The organism is Streptomyces sp. SCA2-17, from assembly GCF_044336695.1.
The window spans coordinates 1,555,324-1,570,791 of record NZ_CP117521.1 but is presented as its reverse complement, the minus strand read 5'-3'; the positions used below and the strand labels follow the sequence as shown (position 1 = coordinate 1,570,791).

The window sequence follows — 15,468 nt, the reverse complement described above, 5'->3', positions numbered from 1 at the left end:
GATCCCGATGGCCCTGTTCAAGAAGCGCCCGGAGGGCAAGCCGGGCGAGTGGTACTACTGCCTGAAGCACGGCACGGTCGAGGAGGGCCCGGAGTGCCGCGCCGCGGACCGGCTGGGCCCGTACGGCACGCGCGAGGAAGCGTCCCACGCGATGGAGACGGCGCGCGAGCGGAACGAGGAATGGCGGAAGGATCCGCGCTGGAACGACGATGCCGCCGAGGGCGGGGAGGGCCCGAAGGCGGGCTGAGGGTGCGCTGTCGCGGCGGGGCCCCGGGGCGAAGCCCCAGCACTTTCTTCCGCCGCGACGGCGCCAAGCCCCCACCGGCGTGTCCGGCGGTGCCTAAGCCGCCTCAGCCACCGCCTCCGCGGCCTTAAGCCGCCGCATGCGGACCGCATGCTCGTCCGTCCGCTGGTCGTACGACATCAGCTTCGGCAGCGACGCGGCCAGCAGCCCCACCGACGCCACGCACGCCAGCCCGCCGGCCCACACCGAGGCCCGCACGTTCGTCAGGGACGCCATGCCGCCCGCGCGGACCTGGCCCAGCTGCGGGCCGATCGAGTACGAGAGCATCTCGATCCCGGCGAGCCGCCCCCGGAGCTCGTCCGGGATCGTCTGGTCCCAGATCGCCGACCGGAACAGGCCGCTCACCATGTCGCAGCCGCCCGCCACCGCCAGGAACAGCAGCACCAGCCACACGTTGCCCAGCCGGCCCGCGACGGCCATGGCCGCGCCCCAGCCCAGCGCCGCGTAGACGACCATCCGGCCGTGCCGGTGCACCCGCGACGCCCAGCCGCTGGTCAGGCTCACCACCAGGGAGCCCACCGCGCCCGCCGCGTACATCAGGCCCAGCGCCCACGGCGCGTCCAGGTCGTCGGCGAGGAAGGGGAAGATCGCCGTGGGGAACGCGAACAGCATCGCCGCCATGTCGATCACGTACGTGCCGAGCAACTCCTTGCGGCTCCACGCGTACTGCGCGCCCTCCCAGATGCCGCGCAACGACGGCTTGTCGGCCTCGCGCGCGGCCGGGGACGGAGCGAGCCCGAAGAGCAGCAGGGCGGAGACCGCGTACGAGACGACATCCAGCGCGTACGCCCACTGCAGGCCCGCGAACGCGATGAGCACACCCGCCAGGGACGGGCCGGCGATGGCGCCGACCTGCCAGCGAATCGAGTTCAGAGCGATCGCCGCGGGCAGCTGCTCGTGTGCGACGACGCGCGGCACGATCGCCTGCATCGCCGGCCGCTGCAACCCGCTCAGCGCGCTGACCAGCGCCGCCACCACGTACAGGGGCCAGATCATCGGGTGCGGCAGGAGCGTGTTGAGGAGCAGGAGCGCGGAGAGGACGCCGAGACCGGCCTCCGTCCACAGGATCAGCTTGCGCCGGTCGACGGCGTCGGCGAGCGCGCCGCCGTAGAGCCCGAAGACCACCAGCGGGACCAGCTCGACCACCCCGACCGCACCGACGGCCAGAGCGGACCCCGTCAGCTCCTTGAGCTGGAGCGGCACGGCGATGAACGTCAGGAACGTACCGAAGACGGTGACGAGACCCGCCACCCACATGCGGCGGAAGTCGCGGGAGGAGTGCCAGGGCGTCAGGTCGGGCAGCAGGGCACGGAGCCGCCGGGAAGAGGGCGTGGAGGGCGTGGGGGGAGAAGGGGGGTCTTGCGCAGTCACGGGAGACCATGGTCCATAAGCGGAGGATCCGCAGCGAACGCTTTTTGCCGCTCTCCCAGGGCCGGAGGGCTACCAGCGCGGCGGAGGCGGCGCCGCCAGCTGATCGGCGAGCCGCGCCAGCCGGTCCCGGAACCGCCGCCGCCCGCCGCGCGGCGCGGGCAGCCCGTTCTCCCCGGCGGCCGCGCTGACCAGGTGCTGCACGGTGTCGAGATCCAGCTCCGTCCGCGTCGAACACGGCGCGGGCGGGGGCACCGCGAGCTGATCGTGCGCGAGCGCCCGCAGCTCCGCCCCGGCCTCCGCGGGCGCCCCGTCCAGCGACAGCACGGTCGCCCCGCCCCGCCGGGCGTCGTGCACCCGCTCCAGCAGCCCGTCCCCGGGCTCGTCCGCGGTCACCACCAGCAGCGTCTCGCCCCGCCGCGCCGCCTCCAGCCTGCCCAGGCCGACGGACAGGTGCGCGGGAACTCCCGGCGGCACCCGGTGCCGCACCAGCGTCGGCGACAACTCCGGCAGCCCCGACCACGCCGCCTCGTCATCCAGGTGCGCCGCCAGGTGCCACGGCTCGTACCCCTCCGTCCCCACCAGCAACAGCCCCCCGTGCCGCCGCGCCACCGAGGCCCGCAACGCCCCGGCGAACCGGCGCGTGTCCTGCAACCACTCGGTCCCGGCGAGCACTTCCCTCAGCAGTGCGACCCGTACGGCGTCCATACGCCGAGCGTTCCGCAGGCGGCGGCTCGGGCGGGCGGGTTACGGGGGTTCTCACCCATATGAGCGCGGACGGCGGCGTCACGCCCGTGGTCCACGGCGGGTACGCCGGACGGACCGCCCGGCAGCCGCACTGTCGGCCACCACACTCAGGAGCCCCATCGCGAGCTCACGGCACAGCTCGTCGTGCTCACTCCCCGAGCATCGCCTTACGAGCCTTCGCAGCGCGCACAGCAGCAGTGCGATGCGGCACGTCCTGGCCAGCTCGACCGCCACCGGGGCGGATGCCACGAGCAGGATCACCGTGGTCACCGTGCGCTCCGGTTGTCCGAGGCGTAGAGGGCTGCCAAACGCTCCTGAATGCTCGGCAGTGTTCCTACGGGCATGAAGCACCTCGGCGACCAGCGGAGAGTCACCTTTGCGTGGTCGAAAGAGGGAAAGTCGTCCAGTGGTTCCCGCTCGTGCGGTGGCTGGTGAGGAGGAGCCCAAAGCCCGCTGGTCAGGAGGTCGGCCTTGAAAGCGTCCTTGCTGATGCCACAGCACCACTCGAACACCATGTTGCCGTCCAGGGACCGGTAGGTGTTGACGAATCCATGGACGGCAACACGATTGACCAGGCCTGGCCTCCGGAGCAGCCTGCTGTTCAAGATGTCCGTCGCGCGCGTGAAGTCGCGCCACCGAGCGGCGACGGTCTCATCATGCCGCCATCCTTCGCGCCCGGCGCCTGTCAAGGAACCGGGCGATGCCCGCCAGGGAACCGATGCCGCTCGCTGCCACTCGGGCAATATCGATTCGATGGACCAGTAGTCGATGCCCTGCAGGATCACCCGCCCCTCGCCGGCGAGGTCGATCAGTTCCGTGCCGAATGCGCTGGGGCGCGGGCGGAGCCCCTCGACGCCGAGCACTCCGCCCGCGTCGTCACGGTGCGGCAGAACCTCGCCCAGCCACGCGCCGGCCATGCGGGGGTGCAGATGGAGGGAGAGGCTCTTGGCTGTGGGGCGGGCGCGGAGCACGCCGTACACCGCGCCTACTCCGACCGGGAGCCGGAGCGTCTCGTCAGGTCGTCCCGGGATCTCGAGATCCCGCTTCTCCGTCATCAGCTGTCGGTCTTGGAAGGCGTTGGCGACGGCCTGAAGAATGCGGGATTCAAACTGCTGCTGCCGACCGGAGCCGGCATCAGGTACAGGTGAGCAACGCGTGATCCGACGCGCCTTGGCCCACTGTGCGCAGTCACTCTGCCGCCACCCGGTGAGGGATGAGCAGAGATGCGCGATCTTGGACTTCGCGTTAGAGCTGGGCATGCCGATACCTCCGGTGCGGCTGGAGCCCGGCACAGCTCGGCAGAGATACGTCTACATGTCCAACATCGTGCGCGTTCGAGTCGTGGGGACTGCGAGGAGTCCTCTTGGCAACTCCGTATTGCCGGGCCGGAGTTTCAGCCTGCCGCCTCCACGAAGGCGTCTCGGCAGTATGCCACAGCGTGCTTCCTCGTGCCGTCGTTCACTCACACGTGGGATGCGGGTTCGAACCCGGCCTGTACGGGCCTTGTCCGCCGTAGCGTCCGTTGATACGGACGAGGTACGGGAAGGGACGGGGAACCGTGAGTGTGCTTTCTCAGCCGCCGATGGCGTGGCGGCTCTGCGGGAACCAGGTCAAGCTGTGGCGCATGGAGGCGGGCGTCTCCCGTGAAGAACTGGGGCGCGAGGCGGGGTACGGGGAGGAGGCGGTGAAGTCGATGGAGCAGGGGCGTCGGAAGCCGACGCCGCAGCTGCTCCGGGTGGCGGACGAGATGTGCGGAGCGCGGGGAAAGCTGCTCGCGACGCAGGACTACCTGCAGCCGGACCGAATGGCCCCCTACGTCCGGGACTTCGTACGCCATGAGTCCGAGGCCGTCGCCCTTCACAACTTTCAGCCTCTGCTCATTCCAGGCCTGCTCCAGACGGAGGAGACCATGCGCACGCTGTTCAACACGCATTGGCCGCCGGTGGACGACGCGACGATCGAGGAGCGAGTTAAGGCCCGACTGGATCGACAAGCGATCCTCGCCACGCAGACCAAGGCATTCACGTTCCTCATCGGGGAGCCTGCGCTGCGCAATACGCTCGGCTCCCCCCAGGCGCACAAGAGGCAGCTCCTGCACTTGCTGGAGATGGGCGCGCGGCGAAACATCGTCGTCCAGGCCGTGACCTTTAACGCGTCGCACCCGGGGCTTGACGGGGCATTCGTGCTGGCGGAGACGCGCGAGCACGAGCACTTCGCCTACGAGGAAGGGCAGACGACCAGTTCGATGCACTCGAACCCGGAGAAAGTCGCTGCCCTCATCCAGCGGCATGCAATGATCGCTCGCCATGCGCTCAGCCCCGAGGAAACCGTACGATTCATCAGGAAGCTGGCAGAGGAACTATGAGCACCGAACTCATATGGCTCAAGTCGAGTTACAGCGGTGGTGCGGCGGGCGAATGCGTCGAGGTCGCCGCGTCATCACCCCGCACCGTCCACATAAGGGACTCGAAGCGCCCGAAGGGCCCCGCGCTGGCCGTTCCGAACGTCGTGTGGGCCCAGTTCGTTGCCTTTGCATCCGTGGTTTGACTGCGGGTCAGAACAGGCTGGCAGCAGGGGGAGGGGTGGGGGCTTGGCCACGTCGGGTGTCCGACGCCCGGTGGGTGGCTGGCCGCCGTACTCCTGCCGTCACGGATGCGGCTGCGTGAGGAGACCTCCCCATCAGCCTGGGCTGATGGGGAGCGGGCTGCTGCCGCGATGTGGTTTCTCCCGTCGTGGGCGTTCCACTCACTTGTTCGCCGTCGTGGCTGAGCGGCCGGGTGCGGGTGGTGGGGGTTAGCGCCCTCTTGGCGCGGAAATCAACCGGCGGGGCCGGGCTGCGCGGCGTACAAGTGACCCGAGAGCGGCAGCAGCGCGCTCCCCCTCAGGGGCGCCCCGCACCCCTCCCCCTGCTGCCGGCCTGTCTTGGCCTCGACCCATCCCGATTTCGCGGGCGGCGGAATGCCTCAACACCCCCGAACCGCCGCCGTCGTTCTAGGCTGAAGTGGTGACCACCCAAGCGTCAAAGACAGCCGCGGCCACCGCCCACGTGATCCCCCTGCGCCCCGCCGGGGCGCCCCCCACCCGGGAGCCCCTCTGGCGCGACGTCCTCGGGGACGTGCTGCGGCGCGAGCGGCTGGCGCAGAAGCGGACGCTCAAGGACGTGGCCGACGCCGGGCGGATCTCCATGCCGTACCTCTCCGAGGTGGAGCGCGGGCGCAAGGAGGCGTCGTCCGAAGTGCTCGCGGCCGCCGCCGCGGCGCTCGGACTGAGCCTCGTCGAGCTCCTCCTGCTGGTGCAGAAGGAGCTCATCCGCCTGGCCAGCCGCACGTACACCCCCGGACAACCCGTCAGGGTGCAGCCGGTCCAGCAGATCAGGCAGGCCGCCGCGCCCGCACGCCGAGGCGAAGTGCGCCTCGCGGCCTGATCGGCGGCCGCCCACCCCCGTAGCGCGGCCGCCCACCGCCCTGTCTGCTCAGGCGGGGGTCAGAACCCGCCTGCTCAGAACCTCGTCGGCGAGCCCGTACGCCACCGCCTCCTCCGCCGTGAAGATCTTGTCGCGGTCCATGTCCGCCCTGAGGGACGCGACATCATGCCCCGTGTGCCGCGACAGGACCTCTTCCACCTCCGAGCGGATGCGGAGCATCTCCTTGGCCTGGAGGGTGAGGTCCGAGACCGTGCCCTGCTGGCCGCGGCTCGCGGGCTGGCCGAGCAGGATCCGCGAGTGTTCGAGGACGAAGCGCCGCCCCGGGTCGCCTCCGGCGAGCAGGACGGCCGCGGTTGACGCCGCCTGACCGACGCAGAACGTCGATATGGGGGCGCGGACGAACGTCATCGTGTCGTAGATGGCCATGAGGGAAGTGAAGGACCCGCCCGGCGAGTTGATGTAAAGGGCGATCTCGGTTTCCGGGCTGGAGGATTCGAGGTGCAGGAGCTGGGCGATGACGACGTTGGCGACGCCGTCGTCGATCTCGGTGCCGAGGAAGATGATGCGCTCGGAGAGCAGCCGGCTGTAGACGTCGTAGGCCCGCTCCCCGTTGGGGGTGCGCTCGACGACGGTGGGGATCGTGTACTGGCTCATGGCGGGGGTCCTCAGAGTCCGATGCGTCGCTTGGTGCCGGCCGGGCGTACGTCCTCCAGGGACTCCACGACGCGGTCGATCATTCCGTAGCCCTTCGCCTGCTGCGCCGTGAACCAGCGGTCGCGGTCGCCGTCGCGGGAGATGGTCTCCTGGGACTGGCCGGTGTGTTCGGCGGTGATGCGCTCGACGGCCTTCTTCGTGAACTCGAGGTTCTCCGCCTGGATGGCGATGTCGGCGGCGGTGCCGCCGATGCCGGCGGACGGCTGGTGCATCATGATGCGCGCGTTCGGCAGGGCGTAGCGCTTGCCCGCCGTGCCCACCGTGAGGAGGAACTGGCCCATGCTGGCGGCGAATCCCATGGCGAGGGTGGAGACGTCGTTGGGGATGAGCCGCATCGTGTCGTAGATCGCGAGCCCGGCCGTGACGGAGCCGCCGGGGCTGTTGATGTAGAGGGCGATGTCCGTACGGGGGTCCTCGGCGGAGAGGAGGAGCAGCTGCGCGCAGACACGGTTGGCGGAGACCTCGTTGACCTCCGTGCCCAGGACGACGATGCGCTGCGTGAGGAGCAGCGAGGCGAGGTGGTCGTCGAAGCGGGTGGGGGACGGGTCGCCTTCGGCGGCGGCGCGGGGTGCGGGAGCGAGAGGGGACATCGGGCCTCCTGGCCGGACGGCGCCTGAGGGCGGCGTGGTCGTGGTGGTGTCACCACTCTCCGGCCGCCGGCACCGCCCCGACAGCTTTCTCTGCCCCCGGCAGATTCGCCGACGGCAGAGCGAGGTCCCTGGGCCCCTACGCCTATCCCACCCGGTCCGGGGCCGTGTCCCGTTCCCGCTCGGCGTCGCCCGACGCGACCACCCGCGACCGCTCGCCGCCGTCGCGGTCCAGTGCCCCCGAGACCACCGCGCACAGCAGGCCCGCCGCGGCGAGGGCCGCGCCGACGAGGGTGGGGGAGGTCCAGCCCCAGCCCGCGGCGATGGCGACGCCGCCGAGCCACGCGCCGCCCGCGTTCGCGAGGTTGAACGCGGAGTGGTTGGAGGCGGCGGCGAGGGTGGGGGCGGACTTGGCCTTGTTCATGATCAGCATCTGCAAGGGGGTGCTGGTCATGGAGCCGGCGGCTCCGATCAGGACCACGGTCGCCATGGCGGCCCACTTCACGTGCACGGTGAAGTCGAAGAGCACCAGGACCGCCGCGAGCCCGGCCAGGGCCCCGTACAGCGTGGGGCGCAGTGCCCGGTCGGTCAGCGGGCCCGCGGCGAGGACGCCCAGGGTCATGCCGGTGCCGAAGAGGGCCAGGACGAACGTCACCGAGGTCTCCGAGAAGCCGGTGACCTCGACGGCCATCGCCGACAGGTAGCTGTAGACGGCGAAGACGCCGGCGAAGCCGAAGACGGTGGTCAGCAGGCCGAGCAGCACCTGGCGGCCGCCGAGCGCGCGCAGCTCGCGGCCCAGGCCCGCGCCCTGCTCGTGCGGCAGGTCGGGGATCAGCCGGGCGAGGGCGGCCATGGCGGCGAGGCCGATGCCGGCCACGACGAGGAACGTGGCGCGCCACCCCAGGTGCTGGCCCAGCAGCGTCGCGGCCGGGACGCCGACGATGTTGGCGACGGTCAGGCCGAGGAACATCATGGCGACGGCCCGCGCCTGCCGCCCCTCGCCCGCGAGGCGGGCGGCGACGACGGAGCCCACGCCGAAGAACGCGCCGTGCGGCAGCCCGGCCAGGACCCGGCCCGCGATGAGCGTGCCGAAGGTGGGGGCGAGCGCCGAGGCGAGGTTCCCGAGGGTGAAGACGCCCATGAGCAGGATGAGCATCCGCTTGCGGGGGATGCGCGAGCCGAGGGCGGTGAGCAGCGGGGCGCCGAAGACGACGCCGAGGGCGTAGGCGGAGACGAGGTAGCCGGCGGTGGGGACGGAGGTCCCCAGGTCGCCGGCGACGTTGGGCAGGAGGCCCATCATCACGAACTCGGTCGTCCCTATGCCGAAGGCCGAGACGGCGAGCGCCAGCAGCGCCAGGGGCATGAGGAGGCCTTTCGAACGAGGGTGCGGGGGCAAGCTCTCCAGCCTACGGGATGGCTTCGGCCTCTCCCGCTGCCCCGTGCGACCGCTCGCCCGGCCCCTCTCAGCAGCTCACCTGCCGCGGCCGCTCAGAGCTTGACCCGCGCCGCCACCGGCAGGTGGTCGCTCGGCGTCTTCGGGAGCGTCCACGCCGAGACGGGGTCCATCCCGCGCACCATGATCTGGTCGATCCGGGCCATCGGGAAGCTCGCCGGCCAGCTGAAGCCGAAGCCGTCGCCCGCGGCGCCCTGCGCGGACCGCAGCTGCGAGGTGACGGGGGCGAGGGAGCGGTCGTTCATGGTGCCGTTGAGGTCACCGAGGAGGACGACGCGCTTCTCCGGCTCCTGGGCGATGGCCCGGCCGAGCGCCTCCGCGCTGCGGTCGCGCTGCCCGGCGGTGAAGCCGGCGTTGAACTTCACGCGCACCGACGGCAGGTGCGCGACGTACACGGCCACCGGCCCCTGGGGCGTGCGGACGGTGGCGCGCAGGGCCCGCACCCAGCCGAGCCGGATGTCGACGGGCTGGACCAGCTCCAGCGGGTACTTGCTCCATATGCCGACCGTGCCCTGCACGGAGTGGTACTTGTACGTGCCCTCCAGCGCCTTCTCGTAGCGCGAGGTGTTGGTGAGCTCCTCCAGGGCCACCACGTCGGCGCCGGAGGCGGCGACGGCCCGTGCGGTCGCGGCGGGGTTCGGGTTCTCGGCGTTCACGTTGTGCGTGGCGACCGTGAAGTTGCCGCCCTTGGCGGACTTGTCGCTCAGCAGGCCGCCGAAGAGGTTCACCCAGGTGACGATGGGGAGCAGCAGCGCGACCAGCGCGGTCGCCGAGCGGCGCACGAGCGCGAGGACGAACAGGACCGGCACCGCGAGGCCGAGCCAGGGCAGGAACGTCTCGGTCAGGCTGCCGAGGTTGCCGATCTTGTTGGGGAGCTGGGTGTGCAGGAGCGTCAGCAGCCCCAGCAGGACGGCGATGACGGCGAGGACGATGCCGCGCCGCCAGACGCCGCGGTCCCGCCACTGGTCCATGAGGCGCCGGGCCCCGGATCCGGTCCGCTCCGGACCGGTCCCGTCTCGGCCCGTCTCCTGCATGTACGCCTGCGCCATCCGTCGTCCTCAACTCTTCATCGCTGCGGCCCCGCCCACCAGACGATAGGTGATCACCGAGTGGGTGCGGCATGCGCCGCTTCCGCTTCCTGCCCGACGCCCCTGGAGGGGGTGTCGCAGGGGAGGACGACGGCCCGGCGGACCGGGGTTCCGGCCCGGGGGCCCGCGGGGCGTGCTGTGACAGAACGGGCATAATCAGCGGGAGATCCGCGCCGGCGGGATCAGCGGACCGCCCCGCCGGGGCGGCACCCCCCCCCCGCCCGCCGGCGTCAGCGCGGGCGGATTCCCTCCAGCACCGCGTCGACGATCTTCCCGGGGAGGTCCTCCGGCAGCTCCGCCCGGTCGTGGAACATGGCCCGCGACAGCATGGGGCTGACGACGAGGTCGCCCATCAGCTCGACGTCCAGGTCGGGGCGGACCTCACCGGTGGCCATGCCGCGCCGCAGCACGGCGTGCACGGCCTCGCGGCGGACCCTGACGACCTTCTCGTGGTACTCCTGCCAGAGCTCGGGATGGGCCTTGACCTGCGCGAGGACCGTCCGCAGGACGGCGGAGGAGCGCTTGGCCAGCCCGCGCCGGCGCAGCGTCTCCAGCAGCGTGACGAGGTCGTCGCGTACGGACTGCCCGGCGAGCTCGGGGGCGGTGTGCTCCAGGGAGCGCATGACGTCGAGCATCAGCGCCTCCTTGCCGGCCCAGCGGCGGTAGACCGTGGCCTTGCCGACGCCGGCCTCGCGCGCGATGCGCTCCACCGACAGCTCGCCGAGGGGGACGCCGTCCTCGATGAGGCGCAGGACGGTTTCGATGACGGCGCTGTCGACGGCGGCGTTACGGGGCCGCCCGCGCCGCTCGGCGGTCCCGGGCGGGGCGGCCGGGGCCGGGGCCGGTACTGCGGCCGCTGCCGCTGTCTTCGTCACGCTCCCGCCCCCGCCTGCTCCTTGTGGCCGTCCGGCCGCGCGGCTCCCGCCGGCGGGCGCATCGCCCCCCGCTTGGGCAGGAACAGCCCCACCACGACCGCGCCGAGCAGCGCCGACGCGCTCGCGCACAGGACCGTGACGTGCATGGCGTGGATGAAGGCGTCGTTGGCGGGGCCGATGAGCGCCTTGCCCTGCGGGCCGAGCCGGGCCGCGGTGTTCAGCGTGGCCGCGATGGACTCGCCCGCCGCGTGCCGGGCCTCCTCGCTCAGGCCGGGCAGGGCGTCGAGCCGGGCGGAGATCCCGTCGCGGTACGTCGTGGACAGCACGGAGCCGAGCACGGCGATGCCGAGCGCCCCGCCGAGCTGCCGGAAGGTGTTGTTCACGGCCGAGCCCGAACCGGCCTTGTCGCGCGGCAGCGACTGCATGATCGAGACGGTGGCGGGCGGCATGATGTGCGCCATCGAGGCGCCCTGGAAGAACAGCAGCACCTCCAGCACCCACACCGGGGTGTCCCGGTCGAGCAGCAGGAAACCGGCCATGGTCGCGGCGACCAGCACCATGCCGCCCGTGCAGACGACGCGCACGCCGAGCTTCGCGACCACGCGGCGGACGCGGACGGCGAAGAACATGTGGGCCGCCGCCAGCGGGAGCATCAGCAGCCCGCTCTGGAGCGGGGTGAAGCCCCGCACGCTCTGCGTGTAGAAGACGGTGAAGAACGTGACGCCCATGAGGGCGAAGAAGACCAGCGCGATGGCGGAGACGGCGGCGGAGAAGGCCCGGTTGCGGAACCAGCGCACGTCGAGCGCGGGGTGCCGGGAGCGCCGCTCGTGCAGGACGAACAGGGCCAGGACGAGCAGGCCGCCGCAGACCGTGCCGTAGACCTCGGGGTCGGTGAAGTCGGCGAGCTGGCCGCCCTTGATGATGCCGTAGACCAGCAGGACCAGGCCCGCGACGGAGAACACCACGCCGAGCGGGTCCAGGCGGCCGGGCCGGGGGTCCTTGGAGTCGGGGACGAGCAGGGACATCGCGATCACGGCGGTGATCACGATGGGCACGTTCACGAGGAAGACCGAGCCCCACCAGAAGTGGTCGAGCAGGATGCCGCCCGTGATCGGGCCTATCGCCACGGCCAGGCCGACGGCGCCCGCCCAGATGCCGATGGCCTTGGGCTGCTCCTCGCGCTCGAAGACGTTCACGATGATGGCGAGCGTGGCGGGCATGACGAACGCGCCGCCGAAGCCCATGACCGCGCGGAAGGCGATCAGCTCGTGGGGCGAGCCGGCGAACGCCGACAGCACCGACCCCGTGCCGAAGACGGCCATGCCGAAGAGCAGGACCTTCTTGCGGCCGAGCCGGTCACCCAGCACGCCCGCCGTGAACAGGATCCCGGCGAAGACGAGGGTGTAGGAGTTTATGGCCCACTCGAGCTCGCTCTGGGTGGCACCGAGGCCCGTGGGGGCGGGGGTGGCGATCGTCTTCATCGCCACGTTCAGGATCGAGTTGTCCAGCACCACGATGAGCAGGCTGAGCAGCAGGACGGCCAGGATCGCCCAGCGTCTGCGGTGGACCGCCTCGGGGACTCTCCGGGGCGGGGCGGCGGGGGCGGCGCCGGAGGGATCGGTTGCCATGCCGACCAGCCTAGATCTTTTTTCGATACGGGTCCGTCTCGTATTGGAAAACCTTTACCCGGAGCCGACGAACAGGTGTGCGGATCGTGGGCCCCTTGCCCTTCCCCGCCCTTTCCCGGCCGCGGGCGGCGTGTCAGCATGGAAGCGATCCGGGGACGCCGTCAGGGCGCCTCGAGACGACACATCACAGGAGCACACCGCCATGACGACGACGCCTGCCCAGAACGGCCCCGGCAGCCCCGGTAGCGCCGACAGCAGCCGCGACCCCAAGGCGCTGTACGGGGGCACGAGCTCCCGCCGCATCACCGTCCGCGACATCGCCGCCGCGAAGGCGCGCGGCGAGAAGTGGCCCATGCTCACCGCCTACGACGCGATGACCGCCTCCGTGTTCGACGAGGCCGGCATCCCCGTCCTCCTCGTCGGCGACTCCATGGGCAACTGCCACCTCGGCTACGAGTCCACCGTGCCCGTCACCATGGACGAGATAGCCGTCCTCTCCGCCGCCGTCGTACGCGGCACCAAGCGCGCCCTGATCGTCGCCGACCTGCCCTTCGGCTCGTACCAGGAAGGCCCCGTCCAGGCGCTGCGCAGCGCCACGCGGCTGATCAAGGAGACGGGCGCGGGCGCGATCAAGCTGGAGGGCGGCGAGCGGTCCGCCGAGCAGATCAAGCTGCTGGTCGAGGCCGGCATCCCGGTGATGGCCCACATCGGCCTCACCCCCCAGTCCGTCAACGCCTTCGGCGGCTACCCCGTGCAGGGGCGCGGCGAGGAGGCCGCGCAGCAGCTGCTGCGCGACGCCAAGGCCGTGCAGGACGCGGGCGCGTTCTCCGTCGTCCTGGAGCTCGTCCCGGCCGAGCTGGCCGCCGAGGTCACGCGCACGCTGCACATCCCGACCGTCGGCATCGGCGCGGGCGCGGAGTGCGACGCGCAGGTGCTGGTGTGGACGGACATGGCCGGCATGACGCCGGGCCGCGTCCCGCGCTTCGTCAAGCAGTACGCCCAGCTGCGCGAGGTCCTGGGCGGCGCGGCCCGCGCCTTCGCGGAGGACGTGGTCGACGGCGCGTACCCGGCCCCGGAGCACGCGTTCCACTAGGCGTGGGGCCCCGCCCCCTCAGCGTGCCTCGCACACCCTTCCCCGCCGCGGCGCGGGGCCGCACGATCCCTTCCGCCGCAGCGGTGCTCAGCCCCCATGACGCTGTCCGGCGGTGCCGTGCCCGGCTTGCAGGCCGGTCCGGCACCGCCGGTATCCGCCGCGCCAATTGCTCGCCGCTGCGGCGGAGGAGAGTGTGCGAGGCGCCTCGCACCGCTGCGGCAGCCCCGAGGGCGTGCGGCCCCCCGACAGGGCGCCGACAAGGTCGCCGACAGGCGGTGTCGGCGCTCTGTCGGTGCGATGTCAGTGGCCCCTGGCACTGTGGTGGGCATGACGCGAAACGACACCACACGGGGGGCGGGCAGCGGCGGCAACGCCGTCGAAGTCCGCGGCCTCGTCAAGCACTTCGGCGCCACCAAGGCGCTCGACGGAGTCGACCTGGACGTCCGCGAGGGCACCGTCCTCGGCGTTCTCGGGCCCAATGGCGCCGGCAAGACCACGCTCGTGCGCTGCCTGTCCACCCTGCTCCGGCCCGACGCGGGCACCGCCCGCGTCGCGGGGTACGACGTGGTGGCCCAGCCCCGGCAGCTGCGCCGGGTGATCGGCCTGACCGGCCAGTACGCCTCGGTGGACGAGAAGCTGTCCGGCTTCGAGAACCTGTACATGATCGGCCGGCTGCTGGACCTGTCCCGCAAGGACGCCCGCCGCCGCGGCGAGGAGATGCTGGAGCGCTTCTCCCTCACCGAGGCCGCCAAGCGCCCCGCCGGGCAGTACTCCGGCGGCATGCGCCGCCGGCTGGACCTGGCCGCCTCCATGATCGGCCGCCCGGCCGTGCTCTACCTGGACGAGCCCACCACCGGCCTCGACCCCCGCACCCGCAACGAGGTGTGGGAAGAGGTCCAGCGGATGGTCGCCGAGGGCTCCACCGTCCTCCTCACCACGCAGTACATGGAGGAGGCGGAGCAGCTGGCCAGCGAGCTCACGGTCATCGACCGCGGCCAGGTCATCGCGGGCGGCCGGGTGGACGAGCTGAAGGCGAAGGTCGGCGGCCGCACCCTGCAGATCCGCCCGGCGGACCGCGGCGAGTTGCACCGCATGGTCGGCGCGCTGGCCCACGCCCAGCTCGACGGGATCTCCGGCGCCACCGCCGACGAGGCCGAGGGCGTCGTCAACGTCCCGATCATCAGCGACGAGCAGCTGACGGCCGTCGTCGCCCTGCTGGGCTCGCGCGGCTTCGCGATCTCCGGCATCTCCACCCACCTGCCGAGCCTCGACGAGGTCTTCCTCGCCGTCACCGGCCAGAAGGCGTCCGTCCCGCAGCAGGACGCCGCCGACACCGACGCACTCCAGGAGGTCGCCGCATGAGCGCGGCTACGCTCAGCGCGCCCGCGGCGGCGCCCGCCCGCGAGGGCCGCATCGGCCTGCGGGCCAACCTGCGGCACATCGGCGCCCTCGCGCGCCGCAACATGCTCCAGATCAAGGCCGACCCGGAGTCGATGTTCGACGCCGTGATCATGCCGATCATCTTCATCCTGCTCTTCACGTATGTCTTCGGCGGCTCGATGGCCGGCAAGGGCCACGAGAAGGAGTACCTCAACTACCTGGTGCCCGGCCTGATGGCCATGCAGGGCATGAACATCGCCATGGCCGTCGGCACCGGCGTCAACGACGACTTCAAGAAGGGGGTGATGGACCGCTTCCGCACCATGCCGATAGCCCGGTCCTCCGTCCTCATCGCGAAGATCGTGGTCGAGATCGGCCGGATGCTCATCGCCACCGCCATCCTGCTGGGCATGGGCTTCGCCCTCGGCCTGTCCATCACGACCACCCCGCTGCACCTGCTGGCCGCGGTCGTCCTGTCCGTGGTGTTCGGCGCCTCGCTGATGTGGGTCTTCATCCTGCTGGGCCTGTCCCTGAAGACGCCGCAGGCCGTCCAGGGCATCGCGATGCTCGTCCTGATGCCGCTCCAGTTCGGCAGCTCGATCTTCGCGCCGACCGCGAAGATGCCCGGCTGGCTGGAGGGCTTCACCAAGTACAACCCGCTGTCCAACCTCGCCGACGCCGCACGCCACCTGATGCGCGGCGGGCCCGTCGCCCACTCGGTGTGGATGACGCTGGCCTGGGCCGTCGCCATCACGCTCGTGACCGCGCCCCTGGCCGTCTCGAAGTTCCGCAAGAAGACCTGAGCCG

General features: G+C 71.6%; 16 protein-coding genes. 7 read left to right on the top strand and 9 right to left on the bottom strand.

Features of this window, described 5'->3' with window-relative positions; translation table 11 throughout:
* Positions 1-7 precede the first annotated feature (7 nt).
* Complete coding sequence (locus tag PS271_RS06980; protein ID WP_398381040.1) at positions 8-247, top strand: hypothetical protein; 240 nt, start codon at positions 8-10, stop codon at positions 245-247.
* Between the two features lie 93 nt (positions 248-340).
* Here the strand turns inward: PS271_RS06980 and PS271_RS06975 are convergent, their stop codons facing one another.
* From PS271_RS06975 to PS271_RS06965, 3 genes are all read right to left on the bottom strand, one after another.
* On the bottom strand, positions 341-1,675 hold the full coding sequence (locus tag PS271_RS06975) for an MFS transporter (protein ID WP_398381039.1): 1,335 nt from the start codon (positions 1,673-1,675) through the stop codon (positions 341-343).
* A gap of 69 nt (positions 1,676-1,744) precedes the next feature.
* Positions 1,745-2,380 carry a hypothetical protein gene (locus PS271_RS06970; RefSeq protein ID WP_120754363.1) on the bottom strand — a complete coding sequence of 212 codons (636 nt, stop codon included), beginning with the start codon at positions 2,378-2,380 and terminating at the stop codon, positions 1,745-1,747.
* Between the two features lie 305 nt (positions 2,381-2,685).
* The gene (locus PS271_RS06965; RefSeq protein ID WP_398381036.1) at positions 2,686-3,678 is read right to left on the bottom strand and encodes a hypothetical protein; all 993 of its coding nucleotides are present in this window, start codon (positions 3,676-3,678) and stop codon (positions 2,686-2,688) included.
* A 299-nt stretch (positions 3,679-3,977) separates the two neighbouring features.
* Here PS271_RS06965 and PS271_RS06960 point away from each other — a divergent pair, with 299 nt between their 5' ends.
* The 3 genes from PS271_RS06960 (at position 3,978) to PS271_RS06950 (ending at position 5,843) form a co-directional block, all read left to right on the top strand.
* Positions 3,978-4,784, top strand: coding sequence for a Scr1 family TA system antitoxin-like transcriptional regulator (locus PS271_RS06960; RefSeq protein ID WP_398381034.1), 807 nt, complete (start codon positions 3,978-3,980; stop codon positions 4,782-4,784).
* A complete protein-coding gene (locus PS271_RS06955) occupies positions 4,781-4,966 on the top strand; it encodes a DUF397 domain-containing protein (RefSeq protein WP_398381032.1) in 186 nt (61 codons plus the stop codon). Before PS271_RS06960 ends, PS271_RS06955 begins: the two co-directional genes overlap by 4 nt.
* A gap of 457 nt (positions 4,967-5,423) precedes the next feature.
* Positions 5,424-5,843, top strand: a complete 420-nt coding sequence (locus PS271_RS06950; RefSeq protein WP_398381030.1) for a helix-turn-helix domain-containing protein — start codon at positions 5,424-5,426, stop codon at positions 5,841-5,843.
* Between the two features lie 48 nt (positions 5,844-5,891).
* Here the strand turns inward: PS271_RS06950 and PS271_RS06945 are convergent, their stop codons facing one another.
* From PS271_RS06945 to PS271_RS06920, 6 genes are all read right to left on the bottom strand, one after another.
* On the bottom strand, positions 5,892-6,497 hold the full coding sequence (locus tag PS271_RS06945) for a ClpP family protease (RefSeq protein WP_398381028.1): 606 nt from the start codon (positions 6,495-6,497) through the stop codon (positions 5,892-5,894).
* Positions 6,498-6,508: 11 nt separating this feature from the next.
* Complete coding sequence (locus tag PS271_RS06940) at positions 6,509-7,147, bottom strand: ClpP family protease (RefSeq protein ID WP_398381026.1); 639 nt, start codon at positions 7,145-7,147, stop codon at positions 6,509-6,511.
* A 142-nt stretch (positions 7,148-7,289) separates the two neighbouring features.
* On the bottom strand, positions 7,290-8,507 hold the full coding sequence (locus PS271_RS06935; protein ID WP_398381024.1) for an MFS transporter: 1,218 nt from the start codon (positions 8,505-8,507) through the stop codon (positions 7,290-7,292).
* Positions 8,508-8,632: 125 nt separating this feature from the next.
* On the bottom strand, positions 8,633-9,568 hold the full coding sequence (locus tag PS271_RS06930) for an endonuclease/exonuclease/phosphatase family protein (RefSeq protein ID WP_398386711.1): 936 nt from the start codon (positions 9,566-9,568) through the stop codon (positions 8,633-8,635).
* 347 nt (positions 9,569-9,915) lie between these two features.
* Positions 9,916-10,560 carry a TetR/AcrR family transcriptional regulator gene (locus PS271_RS06925; RefSeq protein WP_398381022.1) on the bottom strand — a complete coding sequence of 215 codons (645 nt, stop codon included), beginning with the start codon at positions 10,558-10,560 and terminating at the stop codon, positions 9,916-9,918.
* Complete coding sequence (locus tag PS271_RS06920; protein WP_398381020.1) at positions 10,557-12,188, bottom strand: DHA2 family efflux MFS transporter permease subunit; 1,632 nt, start codon at positions 12,186-12,188, stop codon at positions 10,557-10,559. The genes PS271_RS06925 and PS271_RS06920 overlap by 4 nt, the downstream gene beginning before the upstream one ends.
* Positions 12,189-12,390: 202 nt before the next feature.
* On the opposite strand from PS271_RS06920, the gene panB reads away from it, so the two are divergent.
* The 3 genes from panB (at position 12,391) to PS271_RS06905 (ending at position 15,464) form a co-directional block, all read left to right on the top strand.
* Entirely contained in the window at positions 12,391-13,281 is an 891-nt protein-coding gene (panB, locus tag PS271_RS06915) for a 3-methyl-2-oxobutanoate hydroxymethyltransferase (protein ID WP_398381018.1), read from the top strand.
* A 327-nt stretch (positions 13,282-13,608) separates the two neighbouring features.
* Positions 13,609-14,643: an ATP-binding cassette domain-containing protein gene (locus tag PS271_RS06910; protein ID WP_398381016.1), complete on the top strand. Its 1,035-nt coding sequence runs from the start codon at positions 13,609-13,611 to the stop codon at positions 14,641-14,643.
* On the top strand, positions 14,640-15,464 hold the full coding sequence (locus PS271_RS06905) for an ABC transporter permease (protein WP_356276163.1): 825 nt from the start codon (positions 14,640-14,642) through the stop codon (positions 15,462-15,464). The genes PS271_RS06910 and PS271_RS06905 overlap by 4 nt, the downstream gene beginning before the upstream one ends.
* Positions 15,465-15,468 lie beyond the last annotated feature (4 nt).